Annotated in this window: 11 protein-coding genes; 4 read left to right on the top strand and 7 right to left on the bottom strand. The window is 71.7% G+C overall.

The features are described from left to right. Window positions 1-3 precede the first annotated feature (3 nt). Both JOE59_RS03860 and aqpZ read left to right on the top strand, forming a co-directional pair. A complete protein-coding gene (locus JOE59_RS03860) occupies window positions 4-1341 on the top strand; it encodes a DUF58 domain-containing protein (protein WP_204459015.1) in 1338 nt (445 codons plus the stop codon). Window positions 1342-1543: 202 nt separating this feature from the next. Continuing rightward, window positions 1544-2299 carry an aquaporin Z gene (aqpZ, locus tag JOE59_RS03855; protein WP_204459014.1) on the top strand — a complete coding sequence of 252 codons (756 nt, stop codon included), beginning with the start codon at window positions 1544-1546 and terminating at the stop codon, window positions 2297-2299. A gap of 77 nt (window positions 2300-2376) precedes the next feature. Here aqpZ and JOE59_RS03850 read toward each other — a convergent pair whose 3' ends face one another. Next, a complete protein-coding gene (locus JOE59_RS03850) occupies window positions 2377-3372 on the bottom strand; it encodes a stage II sporulation protein M (RefSeq protein ID WP_204459013.1) in 996 nt (331 codons plus the stop codon). 17 nt (window positions 3373-3389) lie between these two features. Here JOE59_RS03850 and JOE59_RS03845 point away from each other — a divergent pair, with 17 nt between their 5' ends. Then, a complete protein-coding gene (locus JOE59_RS03845) occupies window positions 3390-4232 on the top strand; it encodes an RDD family protein (protein ID WP_204459012.1) in 843 nt (280 codons plus the stop codon). Between the two features lie 71 nt (window positions 4233-4303). Here JOE59_RS03845 and ahcY read toward each other — a convergent pair whose 3' ends face one another. From ahcY to JOE59_RS03825, 4 genes are all read right to left on the bottom strand, one after another. After that, a complete protein-coding gene (gene ahcY / locus JOE59_RS03840) occupies window positions 4304-5779 on the bottom strand; it encodes an adenosylhomocysteinase (RefSeq protein WP_204459011.1) in 1476 nt (491 codons plus the stop codon). An 84-nt stretch (window positions 5780-5863) separates the two neighbouring features. Beyond that, on the bottom strand, window positions 5864-9736 hold the full coding sequence (locus tag JOE59_RS03835; protein ID WP_204459010.1) for a carboxypeptidase regulatory-like domain-containing protein: 3873 nt from the start codon (window positions 9734-9736) through the stop codon (window positions 5864-5866). Window positions 9737-9932: 196 nt separating this feature from the next. Next, window positions 9933-11366, bottom strand: a complete 1434-nt coding sequence (locus tag JOE59_RS03830; RefSeq protein ID WP_204459009.1) for a phosphomannomutase/phosphoglucomutase — start codon at window positions 11364-11366, stop codon at window positions 9933-9935. Then, window positions 11363-11578: a DUF3499 family protein gene (locus tag JOE59_RS03825; RefSeq protein ID WP_179550607.1), complete on the bottom strand. Its 216-nt coding sequence runs from the start codon at window positions 11576-11578 to the stop codon at window positions 11363-11365. Before JOE59_RS03825 ends, JOE59_RS03830 begins: the two co-directional genes overlap by 4 nt. A 63-nt stretch (window positions 11579-11641) precedes the next feature. On the opposite strand from JOE59_RS03825, the gene JOE59_RS03820 reads away from it, so the two are divergent. Then, window positions 11642-12085 carry a hypothetical protein gene (locus JOE59_RS03820; protein ID WP_204459008.1) on the top strand — a complete coding sequence of 148 codons (444 nt, stop codon included), beginning with the start codon at window positions 11642-11644 and terminating at the stop codon, window positions 12083-12085. Between the two features lie 30 nt (window positions 12086-12115). On the opposite strand, the gene JOE59_RS03815 is transcribed toward JOE59_RS03820, so the two are convergent. Then, on the bottom strand, window positions 12116-13588 hold the full coding sequence (locus JOE59_RS03815) for a DUF5719 family protein (protein WP_204459007.1): 1473 nt from the start codon (window positions 13586-13588) through the stop codon (window positions 12116-12118). Further along, window positions 13578-16745 (bottom strand): glycosyltransferase family 2 protein, encoded by a 3168-nt coding sequence (locus tag JOE59_RS03810; protein WP_204459006.1) that lies wholly within the window; start codon window positions 16743-16745, stop codon window positions 13578-13580. Before JOE59_RS03810 ends, JOE59_RS03815 begins: the two co-directional genes overlap by 11 nt. Window positions 16746-16845: the final 100 nt, after the last annotated feature.

Below are 16845 nucleotides of genomic sequence, written 5' to 3'. Positions count from 1 at the left end.
CTGATGGCACTGACCGGTCGGTTCGCCCTCCTCGTCGCGCTCGGCGTCGTTCCCGTCGTCCTCGCGGGCGTCGTCGGCGCGCCCGAGGCATGGCTCGCGCTCGTCGGCTGGCTCGTGCTGGTCGTGGGAGCGGGCGTGCTCGACCTCTCGCTCGCCGCCTCGCCGCGGCGGGTGGCGCTGCGCCGCGACCTGCCCGACCGGGTGCGGCTCGGCGAGCCGGTGACGGCGGTGCTCAGTGTCGAGAACCTGGGCCAGCGGATGCTCCGCGCCACCGTGCGGGACGGCTGGGAGCCGTCGGCCGGGGTCGCCGGCCGCAACCGCACCCGGCTCCGCGTTCCCCCGTTCGAACGACGTCGCATCACGCTCCAGCTCACGCCGTGGCGGCGCGGCGACCGACGCAGCGACCAGGTCACGATCCGCTCGGCCGGCCCCCTCGGGCTCTGGTCGCGCCAGGCGACGCTCTCCGCACCCGGCCGGATCCGCGTGCTCCCGCCCTTCCACTCGCGGGTGCACCTGCCGTCGCGACTCACCCGCCTGCGCGAGCTCGACGGGCGGACGCCGCTCCTCATCCGCGGTCAGGGAACCGAGTTCGACTCGATCAGGGAGTACGTGCGCGGCGACGACGTGCGATCGATCGACTGGCGGGCCACGGCGAGGCACACCGACCCCGAGGTGCCCGGCAATGCGCGACTCATGGTGCGCACCTGGCGACCCGAGCGCGACCGGCGCATCGTGATCGTGACCGACACGTCGCGTACGGCAGCGGCCCGCATCGCCGACGAGCCCCGCCTCGACACGGCATTCGAGGCATCGCTCCTACTCGCCGCGCTGGCCTCGCACGCCGGAGACAAGGTCGACTTCCTCGCGTGGGATCGCCGGCTCCGTGGCCGCGTGCACGGCGCCAGCGGCCCGGCGCTGCTCGCCCGCATGGTCGACTCCATGGCGGGCATCGACGCCGAGCTGATCGAGGCCGACTGGGCCGCCGTGCCGGGGCAGGTGCGCCGCATCACGAGTCGGCACGCGCTCGTCGTGCTGCTCACCGCCGCCGACTCCCCTGGAACCGCGCGCGGGCTGCTCTCCATGCTTCCGCAGTTGACCGCGCGGCACACCGTGGTCGTCGCGTCCGTCGCGGATCCCGCCCTGATCGACGCCGCGCGTGCGCGCGAGGACCTCGAGCAGGTCTACGCCGCCGCCGCGGCCGAACGGGGCCTCCTCGACGGCGAACGCGTCGGCGCCGCGGTACGCCGACTCGGCGGCCTCACCGTGACCGCATCCCCGCAGGAGCTCCCGCCGGCGCTCGCCGACCTCTATCTCGAGCTGAAGGCTTCCGGCCGGCTCTGAGTACACCGCCACCGGTCCGACGGCTGCGCCGCGTCATCTGACCCCGTATGACGTCGGATGGCGCGGCGCGTCGCCGATGCCCAGCGGATTCACAACATTCGCGCGCGGTTCCCGCACGGCGGGCTGGGCGGTCGATAGGTTCGCTTGAGGCGCCAGGGGGTTGGCGCCGATTCCGTCTTGTCTCCCCTACGAAAGGACCCCTGTGTCTGACGCAACAACGACCGTCGAGGCTCCCTCGACCGCGCAGAAGCTCACCGCCGAGTTCATCGGCACCTTCGTCCTCGTCTTCGGTGTCATCGGCACCGTGTTGTTCGCCGCCGGCTTCAACGGCGGAGAGGGCGGCCTGAACGTCGGCTTCCTCGGCGTCTCCCTGGCCCTCGGCCTCACGGTCGTCGTCGGCGCGTACGCGTTCGGCCCGGTCTCGGGCGGGCACTTCAACCCCGCCGTGAGCATCGGCCTCGCCGTCGCCGGCAAGTTCTCGTGGAAGGCGGTCGGCCCGTACATCGCGGTGCAGATCCTCGGCGGCATCCTGGCGACCACCGTGCTCCTCGGAATCCTCTCGGCCGGCCCGCTGTTCGACATCGCCAAGTTCACGGGCGCCTCGACCGGGTACGACGAGCTCTCCCCCGGCGGCTACGGCCTCGGCTCGGTCTTCCTCATCGAGACCGTCGCGACGGCGATCTTCCTCTTCGTGATCCTCGGAGTCACGAGCACCCGCGCCGCCGTCGGCTTCGCCCCGCTCGCGATCGGCCTCACCCTCACCCTGCTCGCGCTCATCGCGATCCCCGTGTCGAACGCCTCGTTCAACCCGGCCCGTTCGATCGCCACCGCGCTCTACGGCGGCGGCATCGCGTGGACCCAGCTCTGGGTGTCGATCGTCGCCCCGATCCTCGGTGCGGTGATCGCCGGGCTCATCTACAAGCTCGTCTTCGACCGCTCGAAGCAGCTCACCGCGTAACCTCGCAGTCGACGACGGCGGATGTCCCACGGGACATCCGCCGTCGTCGTCTCTGCAGTCTCGAGCGACGCGTCGGATCAGCCGGCGACGATGCGCTGCGAACCCGCATCGAACTCGACGAGGTCGCCCGTCTCGCCCGCACGACTCGCGCGGCCACCGAGCACGAGCATGTACGCGAGGAACCCGCCGAGCGCCGCGACGCCGATGCCGATCTTCACCGGCCAGGGCCAGGGCGCCGGCGTGACGAATCCCTCGATGATGCCCGACACGAAGAGGAAGAACACGAGGCCGATCGCGACGCTGAAGAGCGCGCGGGCGTCTTCGGCGAGCGCGACGCCTCGAGGCCGGGCGCCCGGGGCCACCCAGGCCCAGAAGATGCGAAGGCCGGCGGCCGCCGCCACGAAGACGCAGGTGAGCTCGAGCAGGCCGTGCGGTGCGATGTAGAGGAAGAACGTGTCGGCCTCGTCGTAGGCGAACATGACCGCGGCATTGACGCCCAGGTTCTGCGCGTTCTGCAGGATCACCCACGGCACCCACACGCCGAGGATTCCGAAGGCCACGCACTGGGCCGCGATCCACGCGTTGTTCGTCCAGACCGCGCCCGCGAACGATGCAGCGGGGTTCTCCGAGTAGTAGGCGACGAAGCCCTCCTCGGCGAGCTGGCGCAGCTCCTCCTCGCTGCCGAGCGCCGCGAGCACGCGCGGGTCGGCGCTGATCCACCACGCGTAGAGCGCGGCCACGACGACCGTGACGACCGCCACGGCGAGCGTCAGCCAGCGGAGCCGGTACAGGGCGGCGGGCAGGCTCACGACCGCGAACCGCGTGAACTGCCGGAGCGGGTTCTCGGGTGCACCGGTGAACGCGAGCCTGGCCCGCGCGAGCGTGACCGAGAGGCGATCGCCGAGCGGCGTCGCACCCGCGGTCGTCTGCACGAGCGAGAGGTCGGATGCCGCGCTCTGATAGCGCTCGATGAGCTCGTCGGCCTCAGCGCCATCGAGCCGGCGGCGGCGTGCGAGCGCGTCGAGCCGCTGCCAGTCGTCGTGACGGGCGGAGGCGAGCGCATCGAGGTCCATCTGCTTGAATACTACCCATGGCAGATGCCCCGGTCGTCGCACAGCTCGTGAGCCGAATCGACGACGAGGGCGTCGTCACCGGCGAGGCCGTCACACTCGATGTGCGACCCGCGAGCGCCATCATCCGCGCCGGCGGCGCGATCATCGACGTGCTCCTCTCCGTGCTCCTGATCATCGGCCTCCTCCTCGCCCTCTCCGGGCTCGGCATCGACCAGACGGGCTTCCAGGCCATTCTGATCGCGGGCATCGTGACCTGCATCGTGATCGTCCCCACGGCGGTCGAGACGGCGTCGCGCGGCCGCTCGCTCGGCAAGCTCGCGATGGGGCTGCGGGTGGTGCGCGACGACGGCGGGGCGATCGGTTTCCGGCACGCGTTCATCCGCGCGCTCACCGGCGTCGTCGAGATCTACCTGACGTTCGGCGGTCTCGCCGTGCTCGTCGGCTTCCTGAATCCGTCGTCGAAGCGACTCGGCGACCTGCTCGCGGGCACCCACGGCCAGGTCGAGCGGGTGCCCAAGCTGCCGTCGACCGCATTCGGCGTGCCGCCCCAGCTCGTCTCGTGGGCCGCGATCGCCGACGTCGCGCGCCTGCCCGACCCGCTCGCACGCCGCGTCGCCGCCTTCTTCACGAACGCCGCGCACCTCGTACCCGAGAGCCGCATGCGCGTGTCGGCGGCGCTCGCCGCCGAAGTGGCCCCGTTCGTCTCGCCGCTGCCCGATGCACCGCCCGAGCTCTTCCTCGCGGGCGTTGCGGCGCTCCGGCGCGAGCGCGATGCCGTCGCACTCTCGCTCGTGGACGCTCGGATGACGGCGCTGGCCCCCGTGCTCACGGCGACGCCGCCAGGCTTCCCCGAGCGCTGAGTCGTCGGAACGGCGGCACGCGACGGGTCGGGCCCGACGGATGCCGCGAGCCGCGGCATCCGCCTGCCGTCTCAGTAGCGGTAGTGGTCGACCTTGTACGGGCCGTCGACGGGCACGCCGATGTACGCGGCCTGCTCGGGCGAGAGCTCGGTGAGCACGACGCCGAGCGCATCGAGGTGCAGGCGCGCGACCTTCTCGTCGAGGTGCTTCGGCAGCACGTAGACGCCCACCGGGTACTGCTCGGGGCGGGTCCAGAGCTCGATCTGGGCGAGCACCTGGTTCGTGAAGGAGTTCGACATGACGAACGACGGATGCCCCGTGGCGTTGCCGAGGTTCATGAGTCGTCCCTCGGAGAGCACGAGGATCGAACGGCCAGACGGCAGGCGCCACTCGTGCACCTGCGGCTTGATCTCGATGCGCTCGGCGCCCTCGAGCGACTCGAGCCCGGCCATGTCGATCTCGTTATCGAAGTGGCCGACGTTCGCGACGATCGCGAGGTGCTTCATGGCGAGCATGTGCGAGGTGCGCACGACGTCCTTGTTGCCGGTGCAAGTGACGAAGATGTCGACCTCGCCAACGACGTCGTCGAGTCGGGCGACCTGGTAGCCGTCCATCGATGCCTGCAGCGCGCAGATCGGGTCGACCTCCGAGACGATCACCCGGGCGCCCTGACCGCGCAGCGCCTCCGCCGCACCCTTGCCGACGTCGCCGTAGCCGACGACGAACGCGACCTTGCCGCCCATGAGCACGTCGGTGGCGCGGTTCAGACCGTCGGGCAGCGAGTGGCGGATGCCGTACTTGTTGTCGAACTTCGACTTCGTGACCGAGTCGTTGACGTTGATGGCCGGGAAGAGCAGCCCGCCCTCGGCGTGCAGCTCGTAGAGTCGGTGCACGCCGGTCGTGGTCTCCTCGGTGACGCCCTTGAGCTCTGCGGCGATGCGGGTCCAGCGGTCGGCGCTCAGCTCGAGGCTCGCCCGCAGCGTGTCGAGCACGACCCGGTACTCGTGGCTCGCGTCATCCGTCGCCCCGGGAACGACGCCCGCAGCCTCGAACTCGCGACCGCGGTGCACGAGCAGGGTGGCGTCGCCGCCGTCGTCGAGGATCATGTTGGGCCCGATCCAGTCGGCACCGGATGCCGCGGCCTCCGCCGACCAGTCGAAGATGCGATCGGTGCACCACCAGTACTCCTCGAGCGTCTCGCCCTTCCACGCGAACACCGGCACGCCCGCGGGCGCGTCGACGGTGCCCTCGGGGCCGACGACGATCGCGGCGGCCGCTTCGTCTTGCGTGGAGAAGATGTTGCAGCTGGCCCAGCGCACCTGCGCGCCGAGCGCGACGAGCGTCTCGATGAGCACGGCGGTCTGCACCGTCATGTGCAGGCTGCCGGCGATGCGGGCGCCGGCGAGCGGCTTCGACGCACCGAACTCGGCGCGGAGGGCCATGAGGCCCGGCATCTCGTTCTCGGCGAGCCGCAGCTGGTGCCGGCCGGCTTCGGCGAGCGAAAGGTCGGCGACCTTGTACGGGAGGGCGGTGGTGACGGAATCCATGCGCCCCATTCTCGCAGGCGCACACCACCGCCCGCGCCGATTCCGGAAGCGGGCCGGGGCCGGTCGCGCCGACCCCGGAGTGCGCTACCCGCGCACGACCTGAATCCACTCCGAGCGCCGCTCCACGACCGGGTATCCGGGCAGGTGGCCCGAAACCCCCACCCGTATGCGAGTTCCGGCGAGTCCGAACGTGAGCTCGAGCGTTGCGCCGGTGGCGCCCTCGATCGCTTCGCCGCCCGCGTACCACTGGTAGGTGTGCTCGGTCTCCGCCGTCCAGGCACCGGGATCCGCTGTCAGGGTCGATCCGGCGATCGCCGATCCTGAGACGGTCGGAACGTCTGCGAGCAGCACCCGAAGGGTCGGCGTCGACGTCCGCCGCTCGAGCACGACGCCGCGGCGCAGCGTGGTGACGCGCACCTCGATCCGGGTGCCCTCATGCGCCGACGTCGGCCGCAGCGTCGGGTCGGTCGCGCCGTCGATCGGCGATCCGTCGGCGTACCACTGGTACGCGAACGCCGTGCCCCGCACCTTCTCACCGGGGTCGGCTTCGAGTTTGGCGCCGACGACCGGCGTTCCGGTGATCCGCGGCAGGTCGGGGTCGGGTTCCGTGCCCGCGACCGAGTCGGTCTGCGGAGACGTCAGCGTCGTGGGCAGGTAGCCGTCTGCCGAGGCGGTCACCCGAACCGACATGCGCTTGCCGACCAGATCGGCTGTGAGGGTGAGTGCTGCGCCCGTCGCTCCGGCGACCACTGCGTCATCGGCGAGCCATTCGAAGGCGAGCGACGCGCCATCGGTCGTGACGGTGGCTGCGGCCTCCAGCGTCTCGCCCACCTTCGGCACGCCGTGGATCTCAGCAGCACCCAACTCGACGGCCACCGTTCCGACCTCGTTCAGAACGGCGTCGAGGCGGGATGCCTCCTCGCCTGCGGTCACGGCGACGACCTCGGCAGTGGCGACCGAACCGGCGTCGTTCCACCATTCCGGCAGGTACCCGGGGGCCCATTGCTGCGATGGGACGAAACGCAACGTCACGTCGCCGGCCGCCAGCCCGGTGAGCAGATATGCGCCATGGATGTTGGCTTGCTGCTTTCCGAGAAGATCGCCGCTCGGCGAGTACACCTCGACGGTCGTGAACGACGCGCCGCGGCCGTCGACATCGGTGATGCGGCCGCTGACGGCGCCGCCGCGCGTGAGCTCAGCATCGACGCCCGTCATCGGCTCGGCGCCGAGAACGACCGCCGTCGCGGAATCAGGGGTCGGCGCGCCGTCCCACCACTCCATGCCCAGATCGCTCCAGACGTCCCCGAACCGCACGGTGTACCGGACTCCGTTCTGCAGGCCGGTGAAGCGGTAGGTGCCGTCGACGCCCGACACCGCCGATGCCGCGGGTCCGGCGTCGCCGACGGCCGTCACCCAGACGCCCTCGATCGGTTCTGATCCGGCGCCAAGGTCGGCGGTGACCGTGCCCTCGACGACGCCACCCGGCTCGAGGTCGGAGTTCAACTCCAGCGTTCCCGACTGATTCGGAGCGATCGTCACCCGGTGCGACAGGCCGGCCGCGCCGAGGTCGGCGGTCGTGCGGAACGAGACGTCGTACTCGCCGGGTGCCAGCCAGTGCTCGTAGGACCCGCTTGCATCGGTGCAGTCGCCGTCCGCGCCCTGTGCGCCGAGGATCCGAGCGGTCAGACATCCCTCGACCGGCTGCCCCTGGAGGGTGATCGTGCCGGCCAGTTTCACGTCTTGGCTGAGCCGGATGTCCCGTGTGACAGCGGCGACATCGAAGGCGATCTCGACGACCGCGGGTTCGTGTGCGCTCGCTCCGATGGACTGTGCGCTCACCGTGTAACGGCCCGGCTCGAGCCCCGTGACCCGGTAGACGCCGGTGTCGTCGGTCGACGCGTAGTACGAACCCGACGAGCCGTCGTCGGGCCGGATGTAGACGGACGCCCCGGCGACGGGCTGTTCGTCGGGCGCGGTGACGATGCCACTGAGCACGGTGTCGAGCGACAGGGTCGCGTCGGCCCTCGCCTCCCCGCCGATGGGCACGGAGATCGTCTGAGCACTGGCGAAGTCGGCACCGCCCCACCACGAGTCGCGGATCGGGCCGGAGTAGCGCACCTTGACGTCTCCGGCGGGCACGTCGAACAGCGTGTACTCGTTCCCGTCGAACGAACTGCCCCGAGCGACGACCTCGCCGGTGACGGCGTCCACCGCCTCCATGTGGAGGTACCCCGTGTAGGCGCCGTCGACCGGGAGCGCCGCGGTGATCCAGCCGAAGCCCGGCAGCGTGAAGTCGTGCGTGGCGGTGCCGGTCGCGTCGAGGTCGAAGAACAGGGCCGCGTCGCTCGTCGCGCCGTCGGACCACCACGAGGTCGACGACCATTCGTGCTGCGCGAACCGCACCGCATAGCTTCCGGCCTCGAGCTCCTCGAAGCGGTAGCCGCCGGTGGCATCGGTGATCGCGCTCCGCACCATACCGCGCTCGGTGTGGAGCTCGACGTAGGCGCCGTCCGCAGGAACCACACCGTCGTTGGTCATCGACGACACCGTGCCCTCGATCACCCCGGATCCACCGTGACGCGCGGCGACATCCACCGTGGTCTCATGGGCCGCAGCGACCTGGAAGCTCTGCGCGCCCGAACGGTCGGGTGAACCGCCCGACCAAGTGGTGCCGATACCGGCCCCGGAGACCTCGAGCAGGTATCGCCCGGCCGCGATGGGTGCGATGACGTAGTCGCCGTCGGCATCGGTCGTCGCAGTTCCGACCGATGCACCGCCGAGCGCGTGCAGCGTCACCGTCGCCCCCGCGACGCCGGCCCCGGAGTCGGCGAGAGAGACGCGTCCGTGAACGCTCGCAGCGCCCTCGGGAACGAAGTCGAGCTCGGCGATGCCGCCGGAAGTCACGTCGACCTCGGCGCCGCCGCTGAAGTACGGGCTGCCGCTCGGCATTGCGAACCAGACGGAGTACGTGCCTGGGACGAGGCCCGTCATTTCGAAGCGTCCGGCCTCGTCGGTCGTCGCCGATCCCCACCCGGAGCCGACGGCCGACACCTCGACGCCCGCGATCGGCCCGCCGTCGGCAGCGACGACCCCGGTGATGGTTCCGCCGCGTTCGAGCTGCGCGTCGATGCCCGCGACGGCCTCATCCGGCCCGACCGTCACGAGATCGGCCTCGTAGGAGAGCCGCTTGTCGGCCCAGTATTCGGCGAGGAAGCCGGAGACGACGCTCGGATCGAATGCGTCCGGCTGGAATGAGATCGTGTAGTCGCCGACCGCGAGACCAGTGATCTCATAGCGCCCATCAGCGTCGGTGACAGCGGAGCTCCAGTTGTTCCAGTCCGCGCTCATGGCGGAGACGCCGACGCCGGCGAGCGGCTGGGCGTCCGACCCGGTCACGACACCCGAGACCGTGCCGCCCTCGGGGGACACGTCTCCGGTGGCGAGCTGAGCGTCGATGCCCGACAGGGTGGCACCGTCGACGACCTCGAATTGATCAGCCGACCATTCGTCGGGCTTGTCGTCCCACCACTCGCCGACGAGGTCCGATTCCCACGGCGGGCCGAACTGCAGCGTGTAGGTGCCGGCCGGCAGGGCCTCGACGGCGTAGCTGCCATCGCCTGCCGTCAGGACGCCGGCGACATACTCGAACGACTCGCCGTTCAGGCGATACGCGTTCACGCTGGCGTCGCCCACTGCCGAACCATCGGCGGCGGAGACGGAACCCTCGACGGACGCACCCGGCGTGATGTCGGAATCCCCCGGCTCATCGGGTTGCTCGACCGGTGTCGGCGTCTCGACGACGGGTGCGGGCGTCTCGACGACCGGTGCGGCAGGCGGTGGCTCCTCCGCGAAGGCGGGCGAGGTGCCGCTCACGGCGAGCGAGATTGCGATGATGGCGGAAAGGACGAGGCTCGCCGTGCTGCGGAATGCGGGCAGGGGCGATCGACGACGGGGCACGTGGTCTCCGGCTGTAGGGGTTCGGGTTCGGTCGACCCGGGTGTACAGCTGCACTGCCGTAGAACCGAGCCGCGTTCGGGTTCCACGAGCGTAACTGCAGAGGCGGGCGCAACGATGCCCCCCGATCGGGGGGTAGACCCACGCTTCACCCCTCGAGCGACGGATCGCCCGCGACCCTATCGGTGAGTGAGCTGAGTCAGGCGCGGATGAGCGCGAGCACCTCGTCGCGGACGGCCGCCATCGTCGCAGCGTCCTGCCCTTCGGCGTTCAGACGCAGCAGGGGCTCGGTGTTCGAGGGCCGCACGTTGAACCACCAGAACGCCTCGTCGCCGGCGGTCAGGCCCGTCACGGTGAGGCCGTCGAGCTCGTCGAACTCGGCGCGATCGGTGAACGCCTCGACGATGCGCGTGTACGCGGCGGGCACGTCGTCGACGACGGAGTTGATCTCACCCGAGAGCGAGTACGGGGTGAACCGCGCGGACATCTCCGAGAGCGGGGCCTGCTGCGCGCCGAACTCGGCGAGCACGTGCATGGCCGCGAGCATGCCGTTGTCGGCACCCCAGAAGTCGCGGAAGTAGTAGTGGGCCGAGTGCTCGCCGCCGAAGACGGCGCCGGTGGCCTTCATCTGGTCCTTGATGAGCGAGTGGCCGACGCGGGTGCGCACGGCCGTCGCGCCGGCGGCCTCGATCGCCTCGGGCACGAAGCGCGAGGTGATGAGGTTGTGGATGACCGCGACATCCGATTCGCCCATCGCCTGGACGCGGGCGATCTCGCGGAGGGCGACGACGGCGGCGACGGCGGACGGGTTCACCGCGCCGCCCTGCTCGTCGACGACGAAGCAGCGGTCGGCGTCGCCGTCGAACGCGAGGCCCAGATCGGCGCCGTGCTCGACGACCGCGCGCTGCAGGTCGACGAGGTTCGCGGGCTCGAGCGGGTTCGCCTCGTGGTTCGGGAAGGTGCCGTCGAGCTCGAAGTAGAGCGGCACGATCTCGAGGGGCAGTGCCGGGAGACCGGCGGCGGTGCCGAGCACGGCGGGCACCGTGAGGCCGCCCATGCCGTTGCCCGCGTCGACGACGATCTTGAGCGGTCGGATGCCGCTGAGGTCGACGAGCGATCGCAGGTACGCCGCGTAGTCGGCGAGCACGTCGACCGACGCGACCGAACCGGTCGATTCGACCGGCACGATGCCCTGTTCGAGGTAGTCGGCCGCGCGATCGCGGATGGCGGCCAGGCCGGTGTCGAGCGAGATGCCCTGGGCGCCGGCGCGCGAGAACTTGATGCCGTTGTAGGCGGCGGGGTTGTGGCTCGCGGTGAACATCGCCGCCGGCGCGTCCATGGAGCCGGAGGCGAAGTAGCTCTCATCGGTCGAGCAGAGCCCGATCGAGATGACGTCGGCGCCGCGTGCGGTCGCGCCGCGGGCGAAGGCTTCGGCGAAGCCCGGCGAGGAGTCGCGCATGTCGTGGCCGACGACGACCTTGCCGCCACCGGCCCCCACCTCGTCGACGAACGCTGCGGCGAGGGCCTCGACCGTCTCGGCCGTGAGTCCCTCGCCCACGATTCCGCGGACGTCGTAGGCCTTCACGATCGCGTCGAGGCGCGTTCGTGCCTCGGAAGATGCAGCGGAATTCATGCCTTGAAACCTACCTCACCGATGCTGACGTGCCGCACGACCTGCCACCCGACGGGCGCCGATGTGCGCTCCGCGTGTCGGGCGCAGAGGTCGTACCCGTGGGGCTCCCGGTTCGCCGCGAGCGGGCCGAGCACGGCCATCGAATCGGCATAGTCGAACGTCAGCGTGGCAACCGCTTCGGCAGCGCAGGCAGTGCGCGAACAACGTCTCATGGCTCCACCAGAGTAGCGAGCATCACGGCCGATCGCCGGATACGACTCGGTACGATGGATGGCATGCCCCGCTCCCGTCGTGTCGCCTCCGAGCCGCGCTCGCCCCGACGGCTGGCCCGGGACCGCCACGGCCGCGGACTCCGCTCGGCCGTCACCGGGCCGCATCTGCCGATGCTGCACAACCGCCTCGACGAGTTCGACATGACCGTCGGCACCACCGCGGCGTATCTTCGGGGCCTCTGGCCCGAACTCGAGGGCGTCGTGTTCGAGGTCGCGCAAGGGCCGGCCGAGGCCATCCACGACGACCACGTCGACCGGTGGAAGGTCTTCCACGACGAGCGCCGCATCGTCTTCTACCGCCTGCCGATCGTGCGATTCCTGCGCCTGCAGGAGGGCGAGGAGCGCGAGGAGAAGCTGCTCATCGAGAGCTGCGTCTTCCGCGCGATCGCCGACCTGCTCGGCAAGGACCCGTGGGAACTCGCACCGGGACGCTACCGCCACCTCTGAGCGCGTGCACGCGCCCTCGGCGACGGAACGCTACCGCGGGAACACGCGGATGGGCGCGTCGAGCGGACCGGGAGGCTGCACGCCGAACGAAGCGAGCTCGCCCTCGTCGTCGAACGACACCGAGGCGTGCACGCCGGCGACTCCGGCGAGCCTGACGATCGAGCCGGCATCGACCTCGACGGATGCCGCTGACCCCGCGTCGATCGTGATGGCGCGCGTCGATCCGTCGATCGTGAGCTGCACCTCGGCGACGTCGTCGGCCTCGTTCGCGAGGTGGAGCACCGGCGAGGCTCCGTCGGGAATCGCGACGACCGCATCGTCGAGGAGCGGCGAGGTCGAGACCGACCACGCGAAATCACCCGCTGCGGCGATGTCGGCCGCACCCGGTGCCGGTGCGTCGTCCGTTCCGCCGACGGCGGCGCGAGCGGCCGCGACGATGGGCCCGTCGGCCTCGAGTCGCACCGTGTAGGCCCCGGCCTCGAGCACGCCGAGCGGCACGTCGGTCGCGCGCCCCGGTTGCAGGGTCGCCTCGATCGTGGCGCCGGCCGCGCTGCCGGTCTCGGGAACGAGCCCGATCGACACGTCGACGGGTTCGTCGCCGATGGCGAGCAGCCGGACGGCTGGGAACGCATCGCCTTCGGCGTGATCGTCGGCGGGATCGATGCCGCCCGCCTCGGCGACCACGAACCCGGGGATGACCTGGGTGTTCGCTGGCATCGCGGCCGCACCCGTGAGCTCGACGCCTGCCGGCGCGAGGCCGTCGACGGCTGACTGCTCGAGTGTCGCGGCGATCGTTCCCCCGGTGCTCGTGACGTGCACGACCGGCGAGGTCAGGTTCGGGGCGATCCCGGCGAGCGAGACGACCCGCTGGCTGCCGCCGGGCACGATGATGCCGAGCGCCGAACCGGCGTCGATCGCGCCGGTCTCGCCCGTCACCCGCACGTCGACGGTCGCGGCGACGTCGGTGGGGTTCGCGAGCATCACGAGGCTCGTGCGTCCGAGCGTCGTGGCACCGGCGACGAGCCACGACTCGGAGGTCGCCTCGGCGCACGCCGAGGCGGCGAATCCGGCGATCGTCTCGGTGTCGGCCGATTGCGACTGGGCTCCGGCGATCAGTCCGGCATCGACGGTGCCGGGCTCGACCTCGAGTGCGACAGGGGTGCCGTCGCGGTCGGCGCGCGGGTTCTCGGGCGCGTCGAGCGGAGTCTCGGTGATCTCGGCATCCTCGGGATCGGCACCGACGATCACGTCGGCCTCACCGATCGACGACGCGGTCGTCGCGGCTGCGGCATCGTCGGCGAGGGTGAGCAGCGGGCCGGGGCAGACGCGCTGCTGGCGGCTCTCCGCGGGCTGCACCACGAGGGAGGGCGGCGTGACCCGGTGCTCGGGCCACGGCACGAGGGCGGCGGCTCCGAGCGCGGCCACGGCGAGCGCGGCCGCCACGAGGAACCCGGCGGCCCGGCCGCCGATGCGGGCGATGGATCGCATGCGGTCAGTTGGCATCGTCATCTCCCTTCGTCTCGGTCGGTTCGGGGCGATCGGATGCCTCGTTCGCCGGCTTCTCGTCGGGCGGCGGTGATCCGGCAGACGACGACGGCTCCGCCGGGTCGGCCGCCGGCGGCTCGGACGCCTCGGACGAGGTCGCGTCGGAGTCGTCCACCGTCTCCCCCGGGCCGGCGGGTTCGTCGGCGGGAGCGGGATCGCCGGGAGCAGCGGGCTCGACCGCGGCATCCGGTGCACTCGCCTCTGTCTGGTCGCCGACCTCCGCAGGAGCACCGTATGCGGGCGCGCCGTCATCGGGCGCGCCCGCCGCGCCCTCGGCGGCGGCCGACTTCCGCGACTTCGCGGGCCTGCGCGGGCGGCGCTGCACGGGGCGCCGGTCGGCTTCGCGCCCGGCACCGGTCGGAATGGAGAGCAGGAGCGTCGCACCGAGCACGACGAGCTGCACGGCGCTGATGATCGCAGTGAGCGCGCCGCCGGCGTTCGGCGGGATCTGCGCTGCCGGAACGTCGGGCTCGGCGGCGCTGAACCTCCAGAGCGTTCCGAAGTCGGTCTCGCCGACCGCGATGAGGGCGGAATTGCCGTCGAGGGCGGTGCGTGCGCGGTTCGCGGTGGCCTCGGCCTCGCGGTCGTCTCCGTTGGGCGGGGCGAGCAGCACGAAGGAGACGCCGAAGTCGCGGATCGCGGCATCCGGATCGAATCCGCTGCGGGAGGCGAGATTGCCGGCGACCTCCGCGAGCTGCTCCTCCGATTCGCTCATCTCCTCGAGCGTCTGCTCGAGGGTCGACTGCTCGTCGAGCGTCGTGCCCGTTCCGTGCTCGAGGGTCGAGCGGATGCTGCCGTCGGATTCCGGCTGGATGCGGAGCGTCGTCACCCTCGGATCGGTATCCGCCTCGGCACCGACGAACGCCGGCAGTGTGCGCTCGGCGGCAGGGCCGATCGCCGTCGCGGCCGTGGCGATGGCCAGGCCCGTCGGCACCACCGCCGCGATGGTCGTCACGGCGACGAGCCATGCGAGCACCGCACCGCCTCGCCGTACGGCGCTCAAGGCGATGACCGCCGCGAGCACGAGCCCGAGCCAGGCGAGGCTCAGCCCCGCGCCGGTCCAGAGCTGCACGGCGGCCGGACCGGCCACCGCGACCGCGACGTGGCTCGCGGCCACGGCGGTCGCGAAGCCGAGCAGCACGACGCCGAGGCTGAGCACGGCTCCGCGGATGCCCGGCGCCAGCACCGCGGCCAGCGCGGCGACGATGAGCGGCACCACGAGGAGCGTCAGGAGGAGCTTCGGGTCGATCACAGCGCCGTCGCCGAGGAGTGCCGACCAGTCGCCCCACGGCTCGCCCGGGAACCCGAGGGCGAGCTGCCACACCGAGGGAACCGTGCCCTGGAGCGGCAGCCCGGGGTCGGCGAACAGTGCGATCGGGGTGCCGCGACCGAGTTGCTCGAACACGAGCGGCGCGAAGAGCACGAAGGCCGGCAGTGGCAGGCCGGCGAGGCGCACGGCGGCACGGCCGCTGACCGCGAGCCCGACGATCCAGGCCAGGAGCAGTGCCGGCGCGAGGCTCGGCGCGGCTGCGATCACGGCCGCGAACAGCAGGGACGCCGTCGCGGCGGCCGCCCACGACGTCGCCGCGCCGAACACGGCGAACGCGAGCCAGCCGAGCAGGGCATGGGCGAGCACGGCGCCCGGTCGCCCGTCGCCGAGCGCCACGAGCAGTGGCGGCGCGAGTCCCCAGACGAGCGCGGCGACCGCGCGCACCGAGCCGCGCTCGGTCAACCGGGAGGCGGCGAACCACGCACCCAGGGTCGCGACGGGCACGGCGACGAGCCAGAGGAGCACGAGCGCGAAGGACGGCGCCCAGAACGAGAGCGAGCCGAGCACCGCGAGCACGCCCGCGAACGGGTCGGCGGCGCCGACGAAACCGGCGCCGATATCGCGCCATCCGTAGGCGGCATTGCGCCACAGCTCGTCGAGACCGCTCGAGAGCGGGAGGATGCCGCCGCCGCTGAGGCCTCCGGCGCCGAGCAGCCACGAGAACAGGCCGACGCTCGCCACGACCGAGACGAGGAGCACCCACCCGCCGCCGGTTCCGAGGAACTGCAGTTCGTGCTTCCGACCGCGAGCTCGGGCGCGGCGCTCCTCCGCGGCGTGCTGTCGCCGCCGGCGCACCTCGTCGGGCGGCATCCGGAGCGGTGCGATCGCCGACCAGCCGGTCGTGCGCGCCGCCTTCAGTCGGCGACGGGCGCGGGCGACCCGCATGCCGGAGAACATCGTGCCGAGGGCTGCGGCGAACTCGCCCGTGATCGCGCCGGGCGACTTCACGAGCAGCAGTCGGATCGAGCGGATGATCGCGAGCGGCAGGAAGCTCAGCCAGTGCACCGGGACGACGACTGCCGGTGCGTACACCAGGCGGCGGTGCAGCGCGGCGGCCCGAGCTGCCCGGGTGCGGCGGCGGGCGGCGCGGGCGCGCGGGTCGGTCGACGGCCCCACGACGCCGTCGCCGGCGAACCGCACGTGCGCGGCGGGCACGACCGAGACCCGGTGGCCGGCGAGGCGGGCCCTGATCGAGAAGTCGAGGGCGTCGTCGACGGTCGGCAGCGCGGGGTCGAAGCCGTCGAGTGAGCGCCACACCGTGTGCCGCACAAGGATCGCGGCGGAATCGAGTCCGAGCACATCGCTGAGGCCGTCGTGCTGCCCCTGGTCGAGCTCGCCCGAGACGAGCGCGACACTGCGGCCGAACCGGGTCATCGTGCGGCCGAAGGTCGCGATGCGGTCGGGATCGTCCCATTCGCGGAGCTTCGGCCCGGCGATCGCGACGGACTTCGCCGTCTCGAGGGTCGCGACGAGTCGCTCGAGCGCCTCTGGCGCCGGAGCGGTGTCCTCTGCGAGGAGCCAGAGGGCGTCGGCGTCGGACTCCGGCGCGTCGAGCACCCGGTCCGCCGCGCGCACCGCCTCGCCGAACGAGAGTCGTTGCGAGAGTTCGACGATGTGCGTCGGCGACGAGGCCGCGGCGATCTCGCGCGCCTCGGCATCGGCCTCCGTGAGCACGACGACGAGGGCATCGGGGGCTCGACGCTGGGCTCGAATCGCTTCGAGGGAGCGTCTGAGGTGGTCGCCACCGTGATGTGCGACGAGGACGGCGGTGACTCTGGGGAACATCGGGGTCAGCCTAAGCGGCACACCCCGCGGCATCCGTCACCACTCCGGGCGTGCCTCGAAAAGACGGATCGAATGTCAGACGATGCGACCGAGGCCGCGA

Source organism: Agromyces cerinus (assembly GCF_016907835.1).
Classification (GTDB): Bacteria; Actinomycetota; Actinomycetes; order Actinomycetales; family Microbacteriaceae; genus Agromyces; species Agromyces nitratus.
Note: the sequence above shows the minus strand (reverse complement) of the source record. Positions and strands in the feature narration are given on the sequence as shown.